Raw genomic sequence first — 18,442 nt, forward strand, 5'->3', positions numbered from 1 at the left:
GATGCCATGAACGCCGCCCTGCCCACCCCCACACCCGCCGCCGCGCCGGCCGGCATGCACGCCGACGAATGGGCCGCCCGCGTCGAGCTGGCCGCCTGCTACCGCGTGTTCGCCATGCTCGGCTGGACGGAGATGATCTACAACCACATCACGCTGCGCCTGCCCGCCAGCGTGTGCGGCGATGACAAGCAGTTCCTGATCAACCCGTTTGGCCTGCACTACAGCGAGGTCACCGCGCGCAACCTCGTGAAGATTGACCTGCAGGGCCGGGTGCTCGACGGCTCGCCGCACCCGGTGAACCCCGCCGGCTTCACGGTGCACGCCGCCATTCACGATGGCCTGAGCGGCGCGCACTGCGTGATGCACACCCACACCACCGCCGGCGTGGCCGTGGCGTGTTTGAAGGATGGCCTGCAGCAGACCAACTTCTACACCGCGCAGCTGCACAACATGGTGGCCTACCACGCGTTTGAAGGCATCACCATCCACGCCGACGAAGCGCCGCGCCTGCTCAAGAGCATTGGCGACAAGCCCGCCGTGATCCTGCGCAACCACGGGCTGCTGGCCTGGGGCGCCACGCTGCCGCAGACCTTCGCCATTCTCTGGACGCTGCAGCGCGCCTGCGAAATTCAGATGGCCACCTTCTCGATGGGCGGTGCCCCGGCGGCGCTGCCCGTGCCCGAAGCCATTGCCGAGAAATGCACGCGCGACGCGCTGCAGTTCAATCCCCACCACGGCGCGGGCCGTGACGTGTTTGACGCGCTGGTCCGGCAGGTCAACCGCCTGGACCGCAGCTACCTGGAGTGAACCCTTGACCGCTGCCCCTTCCTTTCAACGCGTGGCCATCGTCGGCGCGGGCGCCATCGGCGGCTGGCTCGGCGTGCGCCTCTCGCACGCGGGCTGCCAGGTCAGCGCACTCGCGCGCGGCGACACGCTCGCCGCCCTGCAGCGCGACGGCCTGCAACTGCACCAGGACGGCCAGCTCCAGGGCGCACCCGTGCAGGCGGCTGCCAGCGCCGTGGCGCTGGGCGTGCAAGACCTCGTGATCGTGGCCGTGAAAGCGCCTTCGCTGCCGGCGCTGGCGAGCAGCATCGCGCCGCTGCTCGGTCGCCACACCGTGGTGCTCACCGCCATGAACGGTGTGCCCTGGTGGTTCTTCAACGGCTTTGGCGGCGAGCGCGCCGGCACGCCGCTCAAGACGGTGGACCCCGACGGCGAGATCGCGCGCAGCATCGAGGCGCGCCACGTCATTGGCGGCGTGGTGCACGCCAGCTGTTCGGTGGACGCGCCCGGCGTCATCCGCCATCACTTCGGCAACGGGCTCATCGTCGGCGAGCCCTCGGGTGAAGCGAGCGAGCGGGTGAATGCACTGGCCGCGCTGCTCCAGCGCGCCGGGCTCAACGCCACGGTGTCGCCGCAGATCCAGAAAGACGTCTGGTACAAGCTCTGGGGCAACATGACCGTCAACCCCGTGAGCGCGCTCACCGGCGCCACCACCGACCGCATTCTGGGCGACGAACTCGTGCGCGGATTCATCAGCCGCGTGATGCTCGAAGCCAAGGCCATTGGCGAGCGCATCGGCATTCCGATCGACCAGCAACCCGAAGACCGCCACGCGGTCACGCTCAAGCTCGGCGCCTTCAAGACCTCGATGCTGCAGGACGTGCAGGCCCACAAACCGGTGGAACTCGATGCGCTGGTGACGGCGGTGCGCGAGCTGGGCCAGCTCACGGGTGTGCCCACGCCGTTCACCGACGCGCTGCTGGGCCTCTCGCGCCTGCAGGCCCAGACGCTGGGGCTGTACCCGTCAGCCCAGTAGGGCGGGGAACAGCTTCACCAGTCCGGTGGCCATCACCTCGACCGACAGCGCGGCCAGGATCAGGCCCATCAGGCGGGTCATCACGTTGATGCCGGTCTGGCCCAGAAAGCGCGCAATCGGCTCGGCCAGCGTGAAGCAGATGGCGGTGGCCAGCGCGATCACCACGCCGTAGCCCACCAGCGCAGCATGCTGGAAGAAGGTCTTGGCCTGGTCGGCGTAGATCACCACGGTGGACATGGTGGCCGGGCCCGTGAGCAGCGGAATGGTCAGCGGCACCACTGCAATCGAGGTGCGCGCCGGGTTGTCGCTCAGGTCCTGGTCGTTGGTCTTGGCTTCGGCGGGGCGCGCATTGAGCATGGACAGCGCCGAGGTCAGCAGCAACATGCCCCCGCCCACCTGGAAGCTCGCCAGCGAGATGCTGAAGAACTCCAGGATCTGCAGGCCGATCACGGCGCAGGTGGCAATCACGGCGAAGGCACTGAAGGCCGACACCATCACCGTGCGCTGCCGCTGCTGGCGCGAGAAACCCTGTGTGTAGTGAATGAAGAAAGGCACGATCGCCAGCGGGTTGACGATGGCCAGCAAGGTGATGAGCGGCTTGAAATCCATGATGTGGATTGTGGCCCACCCCCGCCGCGCTGTGCGCGTCCCCCTCAAGGGGGCGCACGCTGGGACCGGCGAAGCCGGATCCTCGCGAGCCCTTGAAAAGGCACGGCGCGTCGGGCAGACGGCCCCGGGCCAGCCGCCGGGCCGCCCCCAAGGCGGGCCCAGCCCCCTCGGGGGGCAGCGACCCGCGCAGCGGCGGAGCGTGGGGGCCACCGGGCCAGCCGCCGGGCCGCCCCCAAGGCAGGCCCAACCCCCTCGGGGGGCAGCGACCCGCGCAGCGGCGGAGCTTGGGGGCCCTTACCCCCCGCGCCGGCGGAACATGCCGTAGCCTTCCATGAACAGCACCTTGTCGCCATGCTGGTTGAACATCTCCCAGGTGGTGCGCACCAGGCCCACGTCCGGTCGCTTGCTCATGGGCCGCTTTTCCAGAATGGTGTGCTGCAGGCGCAGCGTGTCGCCGGGGAACACGGGCTTGAGCCACTTCACGCTCTCCAGCCCCGGCGAGCCCAGGCTGGAGCTTTCATTGAGGAAGTTCAGCACCATCAGGCGCATGGCCATGGCGCAGGTGTGCCAGCCGCTGGCGCTGAGCGCGCCGAACACCGAGGCGCGCGCCGCGTCGTGGTCGAGGTGGAAGGGCTGCGGGTCGAACTGCCGCGCAAAGGCGAGCGTGTCTTCTTCCGTGGGGGTGATGGTGCCGAGGTCGCGCGTTTCGCCCACCTCCAGGTCTTCCCACCAGTACTTGATGTGGCTTGTGCTGTTCATGTCCGTGCTCATGTTCATCGTCCTCCGGAAATGTCCATCAGGCTCATGGTGGTGTAGCTCGCCGCGTTCGACAGCAGCCACACGATGGCTTGCGCCACCTCATCGGCCTGGCCGCCTCGACCCATGGGCACCTGGTGGCTCAGGTCGCGCACGCGGTCGGGCAGGCCGCCCGAGGCGTGGATCCCGGTTTCGATCAGCCCGGGGCGCACCGCATTCACGCGAATGCCTTCGCTGGCCACCTCGCGCGCCAGGCCGATGGTGAAGGCGTCGATGGCGCCTTTGGCCGCGGCGTAGTCCACGTATTGCCCCGCCGAGCCCAGGCGAGAGGCCGCGCTGGACACATTCACGATGGAGCCGCCCTCGCCGCCATGGCGCGTGCTCATGCGGCGCACCGCCTCGCGCGCGCAGAGCATCGAGCCGATCACGTTGATGTCGAACATGCGGCGCCAGCGCGCCACGCTCATCTCGTCCACGCGGGCGGTGACGTCGACCACGCCGGCGTTGTTCACCAAGCCTTGCACGCGCCCGAGCTTGGCGTCGATCCGCGCAAACATCGCCATCACCTGGTCTTCCTGCGCCACGTCGGCCTGCACGCTCATGGCCGTGCCGCCCTCGGCGCGGATGGTGCGCACCACCTCATCGGCCGCCAGCGAATTCGCGGTGTAGTTCACCGCCACGGCCCAGCCCTGTCGAGCCGCGAGCCGCGCGGTGGCCGCGCCGATGCCGCGTCCGCCGCCAGTGACCAGCAGCGCCCGGCCTTGCACCTTGTCCATAACCCGCCTCCTGCAGAATCTGGCGGCTTCGCGTACAACACGGGCTCGCCATCGGCTTGCCATTACAACAGCGTCAGGAGACCGCCATGCGTCGCACAGTCGACTACTACCTTGCTCCCCAAAGTCCCTGGACCTACCTCGGTCACGAGCGTCTGGCCGCACTGTTGCGCGAGACGGGCAGTGCGGTGCGCGTGTTGCCCATGGACCTGGGAAAAATCTTTCCGCTGTCGGGTGGCTTGCCTCTGCAGAAGCGGGCCCCGCAGCGGCAGGCATACCGGTTGCTGGAGCTGCGTCGCTTCAGCGAAGCCCTGAACATTCCCCTGATTCCCGAGCCGCAATACTTCCCCGTGGCCGGCGACCCGGCCGCGCGCCTTATCACTGCCGTGGCCCTGCACGACGGCGACGAAGCCGCCATGCGCATCACCGGCGCGGTGCTCGCCGCCGTCTGGCACCAGCAGCGCGACATCGCCTCCCCGGCGTTGCTGGCCACGCTGCTGGCCGAAACCGGTTTGAGCGCGGCGCGGCTGGACGATTCGCTGCAGGCCGATGTGCAGGCGCGGTACGAGGCGCAGACACAGGCCGCCATCGACCTGGGTCTGTTCGGCTCGCCCAGCTATGTCATCGACGGCGAGCTGTTCTGGGGCCAGGACCGGCTGGACTTTGTGGCCCGCAAGCTGCGGGCCTGATTTTTTTCAACTCATCACTGGAGAGACACCATGGGACAAATGATCGAACTCACCTCCGCCGACGGCTTAAAGTTTCCCGCCTACGTGGCCCAGCCCAGCGGCAAGCCGCGCGGCGGCCTGGTGGTGCTGCAGGAAATCTTCGGCGTGAACTCGCACATCCGCTCGGTGGCTGACGGCTACGCGGCCGACGGCTACTTCGTGGTGGCACCCGCTACCTTCCACCGCGCCAAGACGGGAGTGGAGCTGGGCTACACCGAGGCCGACATGGCCGCCGGCTTCGGCCTGAAGACCGCCGTGGAAGCCTTGCCGGCACCCGGCGTGATGCCCGACATCCAGGCCGCCATTGACCATGCTGCACAAGGCGGCAAGGTGGGCATCGTGGGTTACTGCTGGGGTGGCCTGCTCACCTGGCGCTCGGCCTGCACGCTCAAGGGCCTGTCGGCCGCTGTGCCTTACTACGGCGGTGGCATGACGGCGGAAGGCGACGCCTCGCGCGCACCCACCGTGCCCGTGATGGCGCACTTCGGCGACCAGGACCACTGGATCCCGCTGGACACCGTGGAGGCCTTCAAGAAGGCGCAGCCCGGTGTGGCCGTGCACGTCTACAAGGCCAACCACGGCTTCAACTGCGACCAGCGCGGCTCCTACAACGAGTCCGCCGCCAAGCTCGCCCGCGAACGCACGCTCGCGTTCTTCGCACAGCACCTGGGCTGATGAAGCAGCTCCGCCGCAGCGCGCGCGTGGCGCGTTTCCGCTCGGTCGCAGGCTGGCTGGCCGGCGGCGTGCTGTGCGCATCTGCGGCGGCGGCCGACTACAGCGGCCCGCTGTTCGACGCCCACCTGCACTACAACGACGAAGCGTGCACGCACGACACGCCGGCGCCGGGTTGCCCGCACCCGATGGCCGACGTGCTCGATCGCATGCAGCGCAACGGCGTGCGCGCCATCGTGGCCAACTCGCGGCCCAACGACGGCACGCGGGCCCTGGCCAGCGCCCGGGAGCAAACGCGCCGGGCGGGTGTGACCGTGGTGCCTTTTGTGCGCCTCTACCGCGACCGCGCCGACTACAACAACTGGTTCCGCGACCCCACCATCGCCGCGATGGTGAACACCGAACTGCAGCGTGGCACACCCGCAGGGCCTTACCGTGGCCTGGGCGAGTTCCACCTGTACGACAGTGCAAACGCCAATGGCCCCGTGGCCCGGCAATTGATGGCGCTGGCCGAAGACAAGCAGCTGGCCATCTTGGCGCATGTGGACGACGCGGCGATCGACCTCCTCATGGCGCACACGAAGGCCGGCAGCGGCGCGCCGGGCGTTCGCGATGCCGCGCAGCGCGGGGGCTTTCGCCTGATCTGGGCGCACACCGGCATCGGGGGCACGCCCGCTTCGCGGGTGGACGAACTCTTCGCGCGCTACCCGCAGCTCATGGGCGAGCTGTCGTACCGCCCTGGCCTGACCTGCGGCGATGCCGGCCAGCTGTGCCCGGAATGGCGCGCACTGCTGCTGAAGTACCCCGACCGCTTCATGATCGGCTCGGACACCTGGGTCAACCAGCGCTGGCAGTACTACGACGAACTCATGAAGGGCTACCGCACCTGGCTGGGCGGGCTGCCCGCCGACGTGGCGCGGCGCATTGCCTGGGACAACGGAGCCCGCCTCTTCGGCGTGGCCACACCCACGCCCTGAACATGATCCAGCTGCACTTCTATCCCAGCACCGCGGCCATGGTGCCGCACATCGTGCTGGAAGAACTCGGCGTGCCGTACGAGCGCGTGTGGGTGGACCGCGCGCACGATGCGCACAAGTCGCCCGAGTACCTCGCGCTCAACCCCAATGGCCTCATCCCGGTGCTGGTGGACGGCGATCTGGTGCTGTACGAGACCGCCGCCATCTGCCTGCACCTGGCCGACACGCACCCCCAGGCCGGGCTCATGCCGGCGCTGGGCAGCCCCGGGCGCGCGCACGCCTACAAATGGCTGATGTGGCTCACCAACACGCTGCAGGCCACGCTCATCGTCTACTTCTATCCGCACCGCTGGGTGGAAGAGGGCAGCGCTGCGCAGGACGAAGTGAGAGCCACGGCCAAGCGGCGTGTGGGGGAATTGCTCGATCAGCTCGATGCCGAACTCGCGCGCCATGGCGGGCCGTGGTTCATGGGCGAGGCGTACTCGCTGCTCGACGCCTATGTGTTCACGCTGTGCCGCTGGACGCGCCACTTTTCGGACGACTCGCCGGTGCGCCCCGCGCGAGAGCGCGCGCACCTGGGGCCGTATCTGCAGCGCATGCTGGCGCGCCCCGCGCTGCAGCGCGTGATGACCAACGAGGGCCTGAGCCCGGCCTACGTGTGAGGCGTCAGCGCGCCGAGCGCACGAGATAGCGCTTGCGCCAGAACAGCACGCCCAGCACCGCGGCGGTGAGGGCCATGGAGCCCAGCGCCCACCAGAAGCCGGTTTGCTGGTGCAGCAGCGGAATGAACTGGAAGTTCATGCCGAAGATGCCCGCGATCAGGTTGAGTGGCAGGAAGATGGCGGTCAGCGCGGTGAGCGTGCGCATGATGTCGTTGGTGCGGTTGCTCTGCGCCGAGAAGTGCATCTGTACCGCCGTCTCGGCATTTTGTTCGAGCCGGCGCACGTGGTGCACCACGCGTTCAATGTGTTCGAGTACGTCGCGCGAACGCACCTTGAGCAGCTCCAGCCCGCGCTGTCCGCCGATCGATTCGGTCGGCTCCCAGGTGGCGAGGTTTTCGTTCCAGTCCTGGATCGCCGAGCGCTGGTCTTCGCAGATCTCGTCGAGCTGGTGCAGCGAAATGCGCGCGTCCAGCAACGAGCCCCAGTTGCTGAAACGCCCCCGGGGTTGCAGCAGTTCGGTCTGCCAGTGGTCGAGCTGGCGCGTGAGTTCGCGGCGCAGCGCGAGGTAGCCGTCGACCATCTGGTTGACGATGCGCAGCATCAGGTCGGGCGGGCTGGGGGGCAGGTGCACGCCGGCCGCGCGCGAAGCGGCGGTGGCGGCCGACGTGAGGCGGGTGGCGTAGTGCTCCAGTGCCAGGCAGCCGACCGGGTGCACCGTGAGCAGCACGCGGTCAAACACCGCAAAACCGACCGGGCTGGTGTCGATGCGCCGCAGCACCGGCGGGCCGCCGCGCTTGACGGACTGCGTCAGCACTTCGCCCGGGTGGGCGAGATCGGTTTCGCTGTGCCCGGCGGCCAGGCGGCGGAACACCAGCACGTCGTACTGCGAGGTGTAGTCGTAGTGCGAGGGCAGCTGGTTGTTGAGCAGGTCGGAGATGTGCAGGTCCACCAGCGTCATGCCGCAGAGCACCTGCAGCGTGGACTGCACCGCGCCTTGTTCGACCTCGAACTCGCGCCGTCCGCACGCGATCCACAGGTAGCCCTTCTCGGGCAGCACCATCGGCAGCGTGCTCGACTCGCTCACCGAGCCGGGCAGGATGTGGAAGACGCGCATGGGGGTTCTCAGCCGCGCAGCAGGCGCGCCGCGTCGCGCGCGAAGTAGGTGAGCACGCCGTCGGCGCCTGCGCGCTTGAAGGCCAGCAGGCTCTCCATCATCACGGCGTCGTGGTCCAGCCAGCCATTGAGGGCGGCCGCCTTGAGCATCGCGTACTCGCCGCTGACCTGGTAGGCGAAGGTGGGCACGGCGAACTCGTCTTTCACACGGCGCACGATGTCCAGGTACGGCATGCCGGGCTTGACCATCACCATGTCGGCGCCCTCGGCCAGGTCCAGCGCCACCTCGCGCAGGGCTTCGTTGGAGTTGCCCGGGTCCATCTGGTAGACCTTCTTGTCGGCCTTGCCCAGGTTGGCCGCGGAGCCCACCGCGTCACGGAACGGGCCGTAGAAGGCGCTCGCGTACTTGGCGCTGTAGGCCATGATGCGCGTGTGCACCAGGCCGTGGGCTTCGAGTGCGGCGCGGATGGCGCCAATGCGCCCGTCCATCATGTCGCTGGGGGCCACCATGTCCACGCCGGCCTGCGCCTGCGTCACCGCCTGCTTCACCAGAATCTCGACCGTAGGGTCATTCAGGATGTAGTTGTGCTCGTCGAGCACGCCGTCCTGGCCATGGCTGGTGTAAGGGTCGAGCGCCACGTCGGTCATCACGCCGAGCTGCGGGAAGCGCTGCTTGAGCTCGCGCACCACACGGGGCACCAGGCCGTCGGGGTTCAGCGCTTCCTGCCCATCGGGCGTCTTGAGGGACTGGTCAATCACCGGGAACAGGGCCATCACCGGAATGCCCAGCGCCACGCAATCTTCGGCCACTGGCAGCAGCAGGTCCAGACTGAGCCGCTCCACGCCCGGCATGGAGGCCACCGCCTCACGCCGGTTCTGGCCGTCCAGCACGAACACCGGGTAAATCAGGTCGGCCGGGCTCAAGCGGTGCTCGCGCACCAGATCGCGGGTGAAAGCATCGCGCCGCAGGCGGCGCGGACGGTGGAGGGGGTGGGGGGCAGGTGGGTGCATGGTGGCCTATTGTGGCAAACGGGTCTTCATCTTGTGCGACAGCGCGTCGCCTTGGGGTGGCCGTGTTCGCCCCCGCGTGTGCCCGTCTGCAAATGGCGCAGGGCGTGTCGAACTCCACAGTAAGAAGAAAATACTGGTGGCCGAGGCAGGCCGGCTTCGCAAAGAACGCGCTAACCTTCAGTCAACACAGTTTGTTACCGGTTTGCAGGTCTTGCCCATGGGGTGCCGCGAACCTCGAGGCCGACCATGCAAACCCTACAAAAGCCTTCCATGAGCAGCTTTGCCAACACCTCATCTGGCGCCAACGAACCCGAGCCGTGGTCGCTGGACGAGCAGTGGCCGACGCTGTTGTCGGGTTTCGCCGACCAGGTGACGGAAGGCGTGAGCGCGCTGCAGAACACGATCGACCTGCTGTTGGCGAAGGGCCGCATTTCCAAGCAAGAGCACCGCGCGCTCAGCATCCCCGCAGACCGCATCAAGCTCTCTGGCATCAGCGCCCAGCAAATTCACCGCTTCTACGCCGGGCGCATCCGCCAATCGCACGAAAAGGTGGGCATGGCCGACCTGGTGGAAGGCGTGCTGCAAGAGCGCAAGAAAGAATTCACCGTGCTCGGCATCGAGCTGCGCCGCAAGCTCAAGCCCGTGGAGGTGTTGATCGACCCGACGGTGGCACACACCTTTGTGAACGCCGTGCTCGACTGGGGCCTGCCCTTTGGCAACCGCGTGGACGCGCGGCTCGACCTGAACGCCTGGCCGCAGCATGCCCGTTTGCAGGTGCGTGTCTCCAATGACGGTCAGCCACCATCGAGCCAGGCGACGGCCGACAGCCTCAGCTGGATTCTTGTGCGCCAGATTGCACTGGCCGCCGGGGGCATCGAAATCGACCGGCAGCTCACCGACGAGGGCGTGAGCTTCACCGCCATGTTCACCCGCACCGTGCAGGCGGTGGACGGCATATCGGCCGTGGACCTGTCGGATGACCACTCATCCATGTTCAAGTCGCTGTCAGGTGTGTATGTGCTCACCATCTCGCCCACGTTGCAGATTCGGGCCGATGTCCGGGATGCCCTTCGTGAAATCGGGATCATGTCGGACAGCGTGGTGGACTTCCGTCAGGCGCGCGAGGCCATCGTCTCGCGCATGCCCCACCTGATCGTCGTGGACGCTGCCATCAAGGAAAGTGGGTTCGACCAGTTTCGGCGCGAGCTCCTGCGCGAGGTGTTCGAATTCCCGTTTGTCGAGATTTCGCCGGACGACAGCTCTTTCGACATGTCCGGGTTCGGCGAGTTTTCCATGGCCAAGGTGGGGCGCGGCAATATCCGCGAAGCACTGGGCACGGCCGTGATGTTCGAACTGGCAAAAATGATGTAGTCACTTTGACTACATCATTTCGGTTTGTCTGCCAATGTCAGAACTAACAGGTTTTTTTGTTTTTGCGGTTCCTTGGTGTACCATTCGCGCGGGCCATCCGCAAGGAAGGCTCCCCGCTTTTCCTCCCTGAGCGGGTGCCTTAGTGTGTGACAGCAAAAAGGCTTCCTGACCCGGCCCCAAAGGCCGGGTTTTTTTTGCCCTGTCAACCTTGACGGGTTCATCGGCGGTCGAGAGCACGGGGCTACACTGACCGCATGCTTTGGGTCAAGTCCTTCCACATCGTGTTCGTGGCGAGCTGGTTTGCCGGCTTGTTTTACCTGCCACGCATCTTCGTGAACCTCGCCATGGTGCCTCCCGAGAGCGTCGCCGAGCGCGAGCGCTTGCTGCTCATGGCGCGCAAGCTGCTGCGATTCACCACCATCCTCGCGGTGCCTGCGCTCGGCCTGGGTTTGTGGCTCTGGTGGGGTTACGGCATCGGCCGCGGTCCTGGCAATGGGTGGATGCACGCCAAACTGGCCTTGGTGCTGCTGGCTCTCGGTTACCACCATGTCTGCGCGCGTCTCCTGCGCCGTTTTGTCCAAGGCTCCCAGCGCCGCAGCCATGTCTGGTATCGCTGGTTCAACGAGGCGCCCGTGATCCTGCTGGTGGCCATCGTGGTCCTCGTGGTGGTCAAGCCGTTCTGACCCTTTGAAAACCCGATCGTCCGCCTGGCCGCTGGCACTGCTGTTTGCGGGCATGGTGGTCTATGCCAGCCTGTACCCCTTTACGGGCTGGCGCGTGCAGGGTGTGTCGCCGCTGGCCTTTCTTCAAGCGCCGCTGCCGCAGTACTGGACGGGGTTTGACGTGGTGTCCAACCTGCTCGGCTACGCCCCCCTGGGCTTCTTGCTGAGTGTGGCGATGTTGCGGTCGGATGGGCGGCGGTGGGTGTGGGCTGTCGCGTTTGGCGTTCCGACCCTCCTGTCGCTGGGCGTGGAGACGTTGCAGAACTACCTCCCGATGCGCGTGCCGTCCAATGTGGATCTCGTTCTCAACAGCGCTGGAGCCGCGCTGGGCGCCTCGTGCGCCTGGGCGCTGGAGCGCCTGGGTGCGCTGCGGCACTGGAGCCAGTTTCGGGCCGACTGGTTCGAGCCCACGGCGCATGGTGGCCTCGTGCTCCTTGCCTTGTGGCCCTTGTCGCTGCTGTATCCGCTCTCGGTGCCTTTCGGTCTGGGGCAGGTCTGGGATCGCCTGGAATCCGGGCTGGTGGAGCTGCTCGACGAGACGCCTTTCCTGACCTGGCTCCCGATTCGGCTGGAGGCGCCCGATCCTCTGAGTCCGTTGGCCGAGGCGTTCTGCATCGGCCTGTGCCTGCTCTCCCCCCTGCTCATGGGCTACGCCGAAATGCGTTCCATCGGGCGTCGTGCGGTGTTCCTGCTGATGCTCTTCCTGTGCGCATTTGGCGCGGCAGGGCTGTCGGCCACACTCACCTACGGCCCCGCCCACGCCTGGGCCTGGGTCAATCCCCAGACCTTTCTCGGCATGGGTGCCGCGCTGCTGGCGGGCTTGCTGATGCTGGGCCTCACGCGCCGGCTGTGCACCGTGGTGATGCTTCTTACGCTCGCCGTTTCGCTCACGCTGCTGAATCTGGCGCCCGACAGCCCGTATTTCGCGCAGTCGCTCGAGGTCTGGGAGCAGGGCAGGTTCATCCGTTTTCATGGCGTGTCCCAGTGGCTGGGCTGGCTGTGGCCATTTGCTGCACTGATTTTCGGCATGCGCCTGCTGGCCCGCACGCCGGCTGCCGCAGAGCCGCCCCACTAAAATTCCGCCATGAGCGAAAACCATTCCTATTACGAACGGCACATCTTCTTTTGCCTCAATCAGCGTGAGGGTGGCGAGGCCTCATGCGCTCAGCACCGAGCGCAGGCCGCGTTTGATCGTTGCAAATCACAAGCCAAGGCGCTGGGTTTGTCGGGCGTCGGCAAGGTGCGCGTCAACAAGGCGGGTTGCCTGGACCGGTGCGCGGGTGGCCCGATTGCCGTGGTGTACCCCGAAGCCGTCTGGTACAGCTATGTGGACGAACACGACATCGATGAGATCGTGCAATCGCACTTGCGCGATGGTGTCGTGGTGCAGCGCCTGGTGACGCCTCCCGACGTCGGGCGTTGAGACGGATGAACGCACAGACCGAATTCCTTTCCATGGTGGGGCCGGCCGGCGCGCTTGAGCTGGCGATGGATCGCCCCGCAGGCGAAGTGCTCGGCACCGCCGTGATCGCGCACCCGCACCCTTTGCACGGCGGGACGATGACCAACAAAGTCGTTCAAACTCTCGCACGGGCTTTCGTGCAGGCGGGCTGGACGGCTGTGCGGTTCAACTTTCGGGGCGTGGGCAGCAGCGAAGGCGCTTACGACGAGGGGCGCGGCGAGCTGGACGATTTGCTGGCGGTCGTGGATGCCCACGCGCCGTCGGGCCCGATCTGCCTGTCGGGTTTCTCGTTCGGTTCATTTGTGACCAGTCACGCCGTCGCGCGTCTGCACGGCGCGCGGGACATTCGTCACCTCGTGTTGGTGGGCACTGCCGCCAGCCGTTTCGACGTCGCGCCCGTGGCTGCGGAACTCCACGCGCGAACACTGGTCGTTCATGGCGAGCATGACGATACGGTGCCCCTGTCGTCCGTCATGGACTGGGCTCGACCCCAGTCGCTCCCTGTGCTTGTGGTGCCTGGGGGCGGCCATTTCTTTCACGGCCAGCTCCCGTTGTTGCGGGATGTCGTGCTGCGGCACCTGCGCGCCTGACCGCCCGCAGGTTTGTTTTTTCCCCACTGAAGGACCCGATTTTGTTGCGTCGCCTTTTCTCTCGGTTGTTGCTGTCTCTTTCTCTGTGTGCTGCTGTGCCCGCGATGGCGCAGATGCCCGTACCGCCCGAGGTGGCGGCACGCGCCTACCTGTTGCTGGACGTGACGTCTGGCCAGGTGCTGGCTGCGAAAGATCCGGATCAGCCCGTCGAGCCTGCCTCGCTGACCAAGCTCATGACCGCCTACCTGGTGTTCGATGCATTGAAGTCCGGCAAGATCAACTTGACGCAGACCTTCGGGGTCAGCGAGCGCGCCTGGAAGATGCCAGGGTCGCGCATGTTCATCGACCCCAAGATGCAGGTCCCCGTGGAAGATCTCATCAAAGGCATGATCGTGCAGTCGGGCAACGATGCGACGGTGGCCCTGGCAGAGGGAGTGGCCGGCTCGGTTGAGCGCTTCGTGCAGCTCATGAATGAACAGGCCAAGGCCCTGGGCATGAAAACCACCAGCTATCGCAACGTCGAGGGGCTCACGGAGGCGGGGCACACCACCACCGCGCGCGATCTGGCCACCCTGGCCTCGCGACTGATGACAGATTTCCCCCAGTACGTGCCTTATTACTCGATCCAGCGCTACCGCTATCCGGGTACGCCTGCGGCGAACGACACCAACCGCAACCTGCTGCTCTTCCGCGACCCCAGCGTCGACGGTCTCAAGACCGGGCACACCAGTGCCGCGGGCTATTGCCTGGTCGCCACCGCACGTCGTCAGGTGCCGGGATTGGGTGAGGGCGCTCAGGGTCAGCGGCGCCTGATCAGCGTGTTGTTGGGCGCGTCCAGCGAAAACGCGCGCGCAGCAGAAAGCCAGAAGTTGCTCAACTGGGGCTACACGGCCTTTGATGCCGTGCGTCTGATTCCCGTGGGCCAGCCTGTGGCCACGCCGCGCATCTGGAAAGGCAAGTCCGATCAGGTGCGTTTGGGCCGTGCGGAAGGGGTGGTGGTGTCTGTTCCCGCCGGTGAAGGCGCCAAGCTCAAATCGGAAGTTGTACGACCCGAGCCGCTGGTCGCGCCCCTGGTGAAGGGTCAGCAGGTCGGCTCGTTGCGCGTCACCACGGCCAGTGGTGCGGCGGTGGCCGAAATTCCTCTGACGGTGCTGGAAACGGTTGAAGAAAGCGGCGTTTTTGGCCGTGCGTGGGACGCGATCCGTCTCTGGATTCAGTGAGGCGTCGTCTCCTCGGCTTGCAGTAAGCGGGCTGCTGATTGTCACCAATCGGAGCCCGTGCTACAGTAGAGGGCTTTTCGGAATCTTCCGAGGAGTTTTCGTTTTCGCTTTTTTCAAACGTTTAGGGACGTTTTAATGCCAACCATCAATCAACTCGTGCGCCACGGCCGGGAGGTCGAAAAGACCAAGTCCAAGAGCCCGGCCATGGAGAACTCTCCGCAGCGTCGCGGTGTTTGCACCCGTGTGTACACCACGACCCCCAAGAAGCCCAACTCCGCTCTGCGCAAGGTCGCCAAGGTGCGCCTGACCAACGGTTTTGAGGTGATTTCCTACATCGGCGGCGAAGGCCACAACCTCCAGGAGCACAGTGTCGTGCTGGTCCGCGGCGGTCGTGTCAAGGATCTGCCGGGTGTGCGTTACCACATCGTGCGTGGCTCGCTCGACTTGCAAGGCGTGAAAGACCGCAAGCAGTCGCGTTCCAAGTACGGTGCGAAGCGCCCGAAGAAGGCCTGATCGTTCGAATTTCCGGTGTTTGTACTGCCTGGCAGGTGGTTCAAGCGCAGTGGCCCACAACACGGAATTGTCCGTGCGGGTCGAGTAAGTGAGAGTTGCTGCATGGCTCTCGCGGTGCCTGTCAAGGTACCAACTGAAGCAATATGAGGTGAAAAAATGCCACGTCGTCGCGAAGTCCCTAAACGTGAAATCCTGCCGGATCCCAAGTTCGGCAATGTCGAGCTCTCCAAGTTCATGAACGTGATCATGGAAGGCGGCAAGAAGGCTGTCGCCGAGCGCATCATTTATGGTGCGCTTGAGCAGATCGAGAAGAAGAGCGGCAAAGACCCCGTCGAAATCTTCTCGGTTGCCATCAACAACGTCAAACCCATGGTGGAAGTGAAATCCCGCCGCGTGGGTGGTGCCAACTACCAGGTGCCCGTCGAAGTTCGTCCCGTCCGTCGTCTGGCGCTGTCGATGCGCTGGATCAAGGAGGCTGCTCGCAAGCGCAGCGAGAAGTCCATGGCCCTGCGTCTGGCCAACGAGCTGATCGAGGCCACCGAAGGTCGTGGCGGTGCCATGAAGCGGCGCGATGAAGTGCACCGCATGGCCGAAGCCAACAAGGCATTCAGCCACTTCCGCTTCTGATTCGGGCCACCGCCCCCACATCAGAGCATTCAGAACCGAGAGCCCGCATTCCCTGACTGAGGGTGGCGGGCTCGATCCCTTTTCGGAGTATTTCCATGTCCCGCACCACGCCCCTTGAGCGTTATCGCAACATTGGTATTTCCGCGCACATCGATGCCGGCAAGACCACCACCACGGAACGCATCCTGTTCTACACCGGTGTGAACCACAAGATCGGCGAAGTCCATGATGGCGCGGCCACCATGGACTGGATGGAGCAGGAGCAGGAGCGCGGCATCACGATCACGTCGGCTGCCACCACCTGTTTCTGGAAGGGCATGGACTTGTCCTACCCCGAGCACCGCTTCAACATCATCGACACCCCCGGCCACGTGGACTTCACCATTGAGGTGGAGCGTTCCATGCGCGTGCTCGACGGCGCCTGCATGGTTTACTGCGCCGTGGGTGGCGTGCAGCCTCAGTCGGAAACCGTCTGGCGCCAGGCCAACAAGTACAAGGTGCCGCGTCTGGCCTTTGTGAACAAGATGGACCGCACCGGTGCAAACTTTTTCAAGGTCTATGACCAGATGAAGTTGCGCCTGAAGGCCAACCCTGTGGCCATCGTCATCCCGATCGGCGCTGAAGAAAACTTCACCGGCGTGGTGGACCTCATCAAGATGAAGGCCATCATCTGGGACGAGGCGTCGCAAGGCATGAAGTTCGAGTTTCAGGACATCCCCGCCGAACTCCAGGCGCAAGCCAAGGAGTGGCGCGAGAAGATGGTCGAGGCCGCGGCTGAATCCAGCGAAGAGCTGATGAACAAGTACCTTGAGGAAGGCGATCTGACCGAAGCCGAAATCAAGCAGGGCATTCGCACGCGCACGCTGGCTACCGAAATCCAGCCCATGCTGTGCGGCACCGCGTTCAAGAACAAGGGCGTGCAGCGCATGCTTGACGCCGTGATCGACTTCCTGCCGTCGCCCGTGGACATTCCGCCAGTGGGCGGTACCGACGACAACGAAGCGCCGACCTCGCGCAAGGCATCGGACGACGAGAAGCTGTCCGCGCTGGCGTTCAAGCTGATGACCGACCCGTATGTCGGCCAGCTCACGTTCGTGCGCGTGTACTCGGGCGTGCTCAAGAAGGGCGACTCGGTCTTCAACCCTGTCAAGGGCAAGAAGGAGCGCATCGGCCGTATCGTGCAGATGCACGCCAACAACCGCCTGGAAGTGGAAGAAATCCGCGCCGGTGACATCGCCGCCTGCGTGGGCCTGAAGGACGTGACCACGGGTGAAACCCTGTGCGATCCGGATGCCATCATCATGCTTGAGCGCATGGTGTTCCCCGAGCCTGTGATCGCTCAGGCTGTGGAGCCCAAGACGAAGGCCGACCAGGAAAAAATGGGCATTGCTCTGCAGCGCCTGGCTTCCGAAGATCCGTCCTTCCGCGTCAAGACCGACGAAGAGTCCGGCCAGACCATTATTTCTGGCATGGGCGAGCTGCACCTGGAAATCATCGTCGACCGCATGAAGCGTGAATTCGGTGTGGAAGCCAACGTGGGCAAGCCGCAAGTGGCTTACCGCGAAACCATCCGCAAGGAAGTGGCGGAGGCCGAAGGCAAGTTCGTGCGCCAGTCGGGCGGCAAGGGCCAGTACGGCCACGTGGTGTTCAAGATTGAGCCTAACGAAGCCGGCAAGGGTTTCGAGTTCGTCGACGCCATCAAGGGCGGGGTGGTGCCGCGCGAGTACATCCCGGCAGTCGAAAAGGGTGTGATCGAGGCCCTGAACGCCGGCGTGCTGGCGGGCTTCCCCGTGGTCGACGTGAAGGTCACGCTGCACTTCGGTTCGTACCACGATGTGGACTCGTCGGAAATGGCCTTCAAGATGGCGGCCATCTTCGGCTTCAAGGAAGGTTGCAAGAAGGCCAGCCCGGTCATTCTGGAGCCCATGATGGCCGTGGAAGTGGAAACGCCTGAAGACTACGCCGGTAACGTGATGGGTGACCTGTCCAGCCGTCGTGGCATGGTGCAGGGTATGGACGACATGGTCGGCGGCGGCAAGGCCATCAAGGCAGAAGTGCCGCTGTCTGAAATGTTCGGTTACTCGACCACGCTGCGCTCGATGTCGCAGGGCCGTGCTACGTACACCATGGAGTTCAAGCACTACTCGGAAGCCCCGCGTAACGTGTCTGAAGCCATCGTGGCTGCGCGCGCCAAGTAATTTTCAGCCGGTCTGCGACCATGCGCCGCCCCGTTCCCGTGCGGGGCGAATCAGCAGCGTGGTGCAGACCTTAAACCGTGACACGGGGATGTTCTTTAGGAATTGAAAAATGGCAAAAGAGAAATTTGAGCGGACCAAGCCGCACGTGAACGTGGGCACGATTGGACACGTTGACCATGGCAAGACGACGCTGACGGCGGCGATCACGACGGTGCTGGCGGCCAAGTTTGGCGGCGCGGCCAAGGCGTACGACCAGATCGACGCGGCTCCAGAAGAGAAGGCCCGTGGTATCACGATCAACACCGCGCACGTGGAATACGAGACGGCCAACCGCCACTACGCCCACGTGGACTGCCCTGGCCACGCCGACTACGTGAAGAACATGATCACCGGTGCTGCCCAGATGGACGGCGCCATTTTGGTGTGCTCGGCCGCTGACGGCCCGATGCCCCAGACCCGCGAGCACATCCTGCTGGCGCGCCAGGTGGGCGTGCCTTACATCATCGTGTTCCTGAACAAGTGCGACATGGTCGACGACGCCGAGCTGCTCGAGCTGGTCGAGATGGAAGTGCGCGAGCTCCTGGACAAGTACGAATTCCCGGGCGACGCCACCCCCATC

General features: G+C 65.3%; 21 protein-coding genes. 16 read left to right on the forward strand and 5 right to left on the reverse strand.

Annotated elements, in window-relative coordinates:
• The first annotated feature begins 6 nt into the window (after positions 1 to 6).
• Both KXJ60_RS09475 and KXJ60_RS09480 read left to right on the forward strand, forming a co-directional pair.
• Positions 7 to 807 carry a class II aldolase/adducin family protein gene (locus KXJ60_RS09475; protein WP_291126611.1) on the forward strand — a complete coding sequence of 267 codons (801 nt, stop codon included), beginning with the start codon at positions 7 to 9 and terminating at the stop codon, positions 805 to 807.
• A gap of 4 nt (positions 808 to 811) precedes the next feature.
• Positions 812 to 1,819 (forward strand): 2-dehydropantoate 2-reductase, encoded by a 1,008-nt coding sequence (locus KXJ60_RS09480; protein WP_291126612.1) that lies wholly within the window; start codon positions 812 to 814, stop codon positions 1,817 to 1,819.
• Here KXJ60_RS09480 and KXJ60_RS09485 read toward each other — a convergent pair.
• The 3 genes from KXJ60_RS09485 to KXJ60_RS09495 form a co-directional block, all read right to left on the reverse strand.
• Positions 1,808 to 2,428, reverse strand: a complete 621-nt coding sequence (locus tag KXJ60_RS09485) for a MarC family protein (protein WP_291126614.1) — start codon at positions 2,426 to 2,428, stop codon at positions 1,808 to 1,810. The genes KXJ60_RS09480 and KXJ60_RS09485 overlap by 12 nt on opposite strands.
• Before the next feature lie 294 nt (positions 2,429 to 2,722).
• Complete coding sequence (locus tag KXJ60_RS09490) at positions 2,723 to 3,187, reverse strand: MaoC family dehydratase (protein ID WP_291126616.1); 465 nt, start codon at positions 3,185 to 3,187, stop codon at positions 2,723 to 2,725.
• Positions 3,188 to 3,201: 14 nt separating this feature from the next.
• Entirely contained in the window at positions 3,202 to 3,960 is a 759-nt protein-coding gene (locus KXJ60_RS09495) for an SDR family oxidoreductase (RefSeq protein WP_291126618.1), read from the reverse strand.
• Between the two features lie 86 nt (positions 3,961 to 4,046).
• Between KXJ60_RS09495 and KXJ60_RS09500 the strand changes: the two genes are divergently transcribed.
• Genes KXJ60_RS09500 through KXJ60_RS09515 form a run of 4 tightly spaced genes read left to right on the forward strand, consistent with a single transcriptional unit; the run spans position 4,047 to position 6,996 of the window.
• Positions 4,047 to 4,646 (forward strand): 2-hydroxychromene-2-carboxylate isomerase, encoded by a 600-nt coding sequence (locus tag KXJ60_RS09500; protein ID WP_291126620.1) that lies wholly within the window; start codon positions 4,047 to 4,049, stop codon positions 4,644 to 4,646.
• 30 nt (positions 4,647 to 4,676) lie between these two features.
• Positions 4,677 to 5,360 (forward strand): dienelactone hydrolase family protein, encoded by a 684-nt coding sequence (locus KXJ60_RS09505; protein ID WP_291126621.1) that lies wholly within the window; start codon positions 4,677 to 4,679, stop codon positions 5,358 to 5,360.
• The gene (locus KXJ60_RS09510) at positions 5,360 to 6,334 is read left to right on the forward strand and encodes an amidohydrolase (protein ID WP_291126623.1); all 975 of its coding nucleotides are present in this window, start codon (positions 5,360 to 5,362) and stop codon (positions 6,332 to 6,334) included. The genes KXJ60_RS09505 and KXJ60_RS09510 overlap by 1 nt, the downstream gene beginning before the upstream one ends.
• 2 nt (positions 6,335 to 6,336) lie before the next feature.
• Positions 6,337 to 6,996, forward strand: coding sequence for a glutathione S-transferase family protein (locus KXJ60_RS09515; protein WP_291126625.1), 660 nt, complete (start codon positions 6,337 to 6,339; stop codon positions 6,994 to 6,996).
• Between the two features lie 4 nt (positions 6,997 to 7,000).
• Here KXJ60_RS09515 and KXJ60_RS09520 read toward each other — a convergent pair whose 3' ends face one another.
• Both KXJ60_RS09520 and hemB read right to left on the reverse strand, forming a co-directional pair.
• Positions 7,001 to 8,110: a magnesium transporter CorA family protein gene (locus KXJ60_RS09520; RefSeq protein WP_291126627.1), complete on the reverse strand. Its 1,110-nt coding sequence runs from the start codon at positions 8,108 to 8,110 to the stop codon at positions 7,001 to 7,003.
• Between the two features lie 8 nt (positions 8,111 to 8,118).
• On the reverse strand, positions 8,119 to 9,120 hold the full coding sequence (hemB, locus tag KXJ60_RS09525; protein WP_291126628.1) for a porphobilinogen synthase: 1,002 nt from the start codon (positions 9,118 to 9,120) through the stop codon (positions 8,119 to 8,121).
• Positions 9,121 to 9,390: 270 nt separating this feature from the next.
• Between hemB and KXJ60_RS09530 the strand changes: the two genes are divergently transcribed.
• The 10 genes from KXJ60_RS09530 to KXJ60_RS09575 form a co-directional block, all read left to right on the forward strand.
• A complete protein-coding gene (locus tag KXJ60_RS09530) occupies positions 9,391 to 10,491 on the forward strand; it encodes a hypothetical protein (protein ID WP_291126630.1) in 1,101 nt (366 codons plus the stop codon).
• A 254-nt stretch (positions 10,492 to 10,745) separates the two neighbouring features.
• Positions 10,746 to 11,174, forward strand: coding sequence for a CopD family protein (locus KXJ60_RS09535; protein WP_291126631.1), 429 nt, complete (start codon positions 10,746 to 10,748; stop codon positions 11,172 to 11,174).
• Between the two features lie 4 nt (positions 11,175 to 11,178).
• Positions 11,179 to 12,288 (forward strand): VanZ family protein, encoded by a 1,110-nt coding sequence (locus KXJ60_RS09540; protein ID WP_291126633.1) that lies wholly within the window; start codon positions 11,179 to 11,181, stop codon positions 12,286 to 12,288.
• A gap of 9 nt (positions 12,289 to 12,297) precedes the next feature.
• Positions 12,298 to 12,636, forward strand: a complete 339-nt coding sequence (locus KXJ60_RS09545; protein WP_291126634.1) for a (2Fe-2S) ferredoxin domain-containing protein — start codon at positions 12,298 to 12,300, stop codon at positions 12,634 to 12,636.
• 5 nt (positions 12,637 to 12,641) lie between these two features.
• A complete protein-coding gene (locus KXJ60_RS09550; protein ID WP_291126636.1) occupies positions 12,642 to 13,265 on the forward strand; it encodes an alpha/beta fold hydrolase in 624 nt (207 codons plus the stop codon).
• Between the two features lie 104 nt (positions 13,266 to 13,369).
• Entirely contained in the window at positions 13,370 to 14,485 is a 1,116-nt protein-coding gene (locus tag KXJ60_RS09555) for a D-alanyl-D-alanine carboxypeptidase family protein (RefSeq protein WP_291126638.1), read from the forward strand.
• Positions 14,486 to 14,620: 135 nt separating this feature from the next.
• Positions 14,621 to 14,998: a 30S ribosomal protein S12 gene (gene rpsL / locus KXJ60_RS09560; protein ID WP_068169701.1), complete on the forward strand. Its 378-nt coding sequence runs from the start codon at positions 14,621 to 14,623 to the stop codon at positions 14,996 to 14,998.
• A gap of 156 nt (positions 14,999 to 15,154) precedes the next feature.
• Entirely contained in the window at positions 15,155 to 15,625 is a 471-nt protein-coding gene (rpsG, locus tag KXJ60_RS09565) for a 30S ribosomal protein S7 (RefSeq protein ID WP_137918320.1), read from the forward strand.
• A 95-nt stretch (positions 15,626 to 15,720) separates the two neighbouring features.
• Complete coding sequence (fusA, locus tag KXJ60_RS09570; protein ID WP_291126640.1) at positions 15,721 to 17,823, forward strand: elongation factor G; 2,103 nt, start codon at positions 15,721 to 15,723, stop codon at positions 17,821 to 17,823.
• Positions 17,824 to 17,932: 109 nt separating this feature from the next.
• Positions 17,933 to 18,442: GTP-binding protein (locus KXJ60_RS09575; protein ID WP_291123467.1), on the forward strand; the 510-nt coding region annotated here is incomplete at its 3' end.

Origin of the sequence: Hydrogenophaga sp. (genome assembly GCF_019264445.1) — a bacterium.
Lineage (GTDB): Bacteria > Pseudomonadota > Gammaproteobacteria > Burkholderiales > Burkholderiaceae_C > Hydrogenophaga.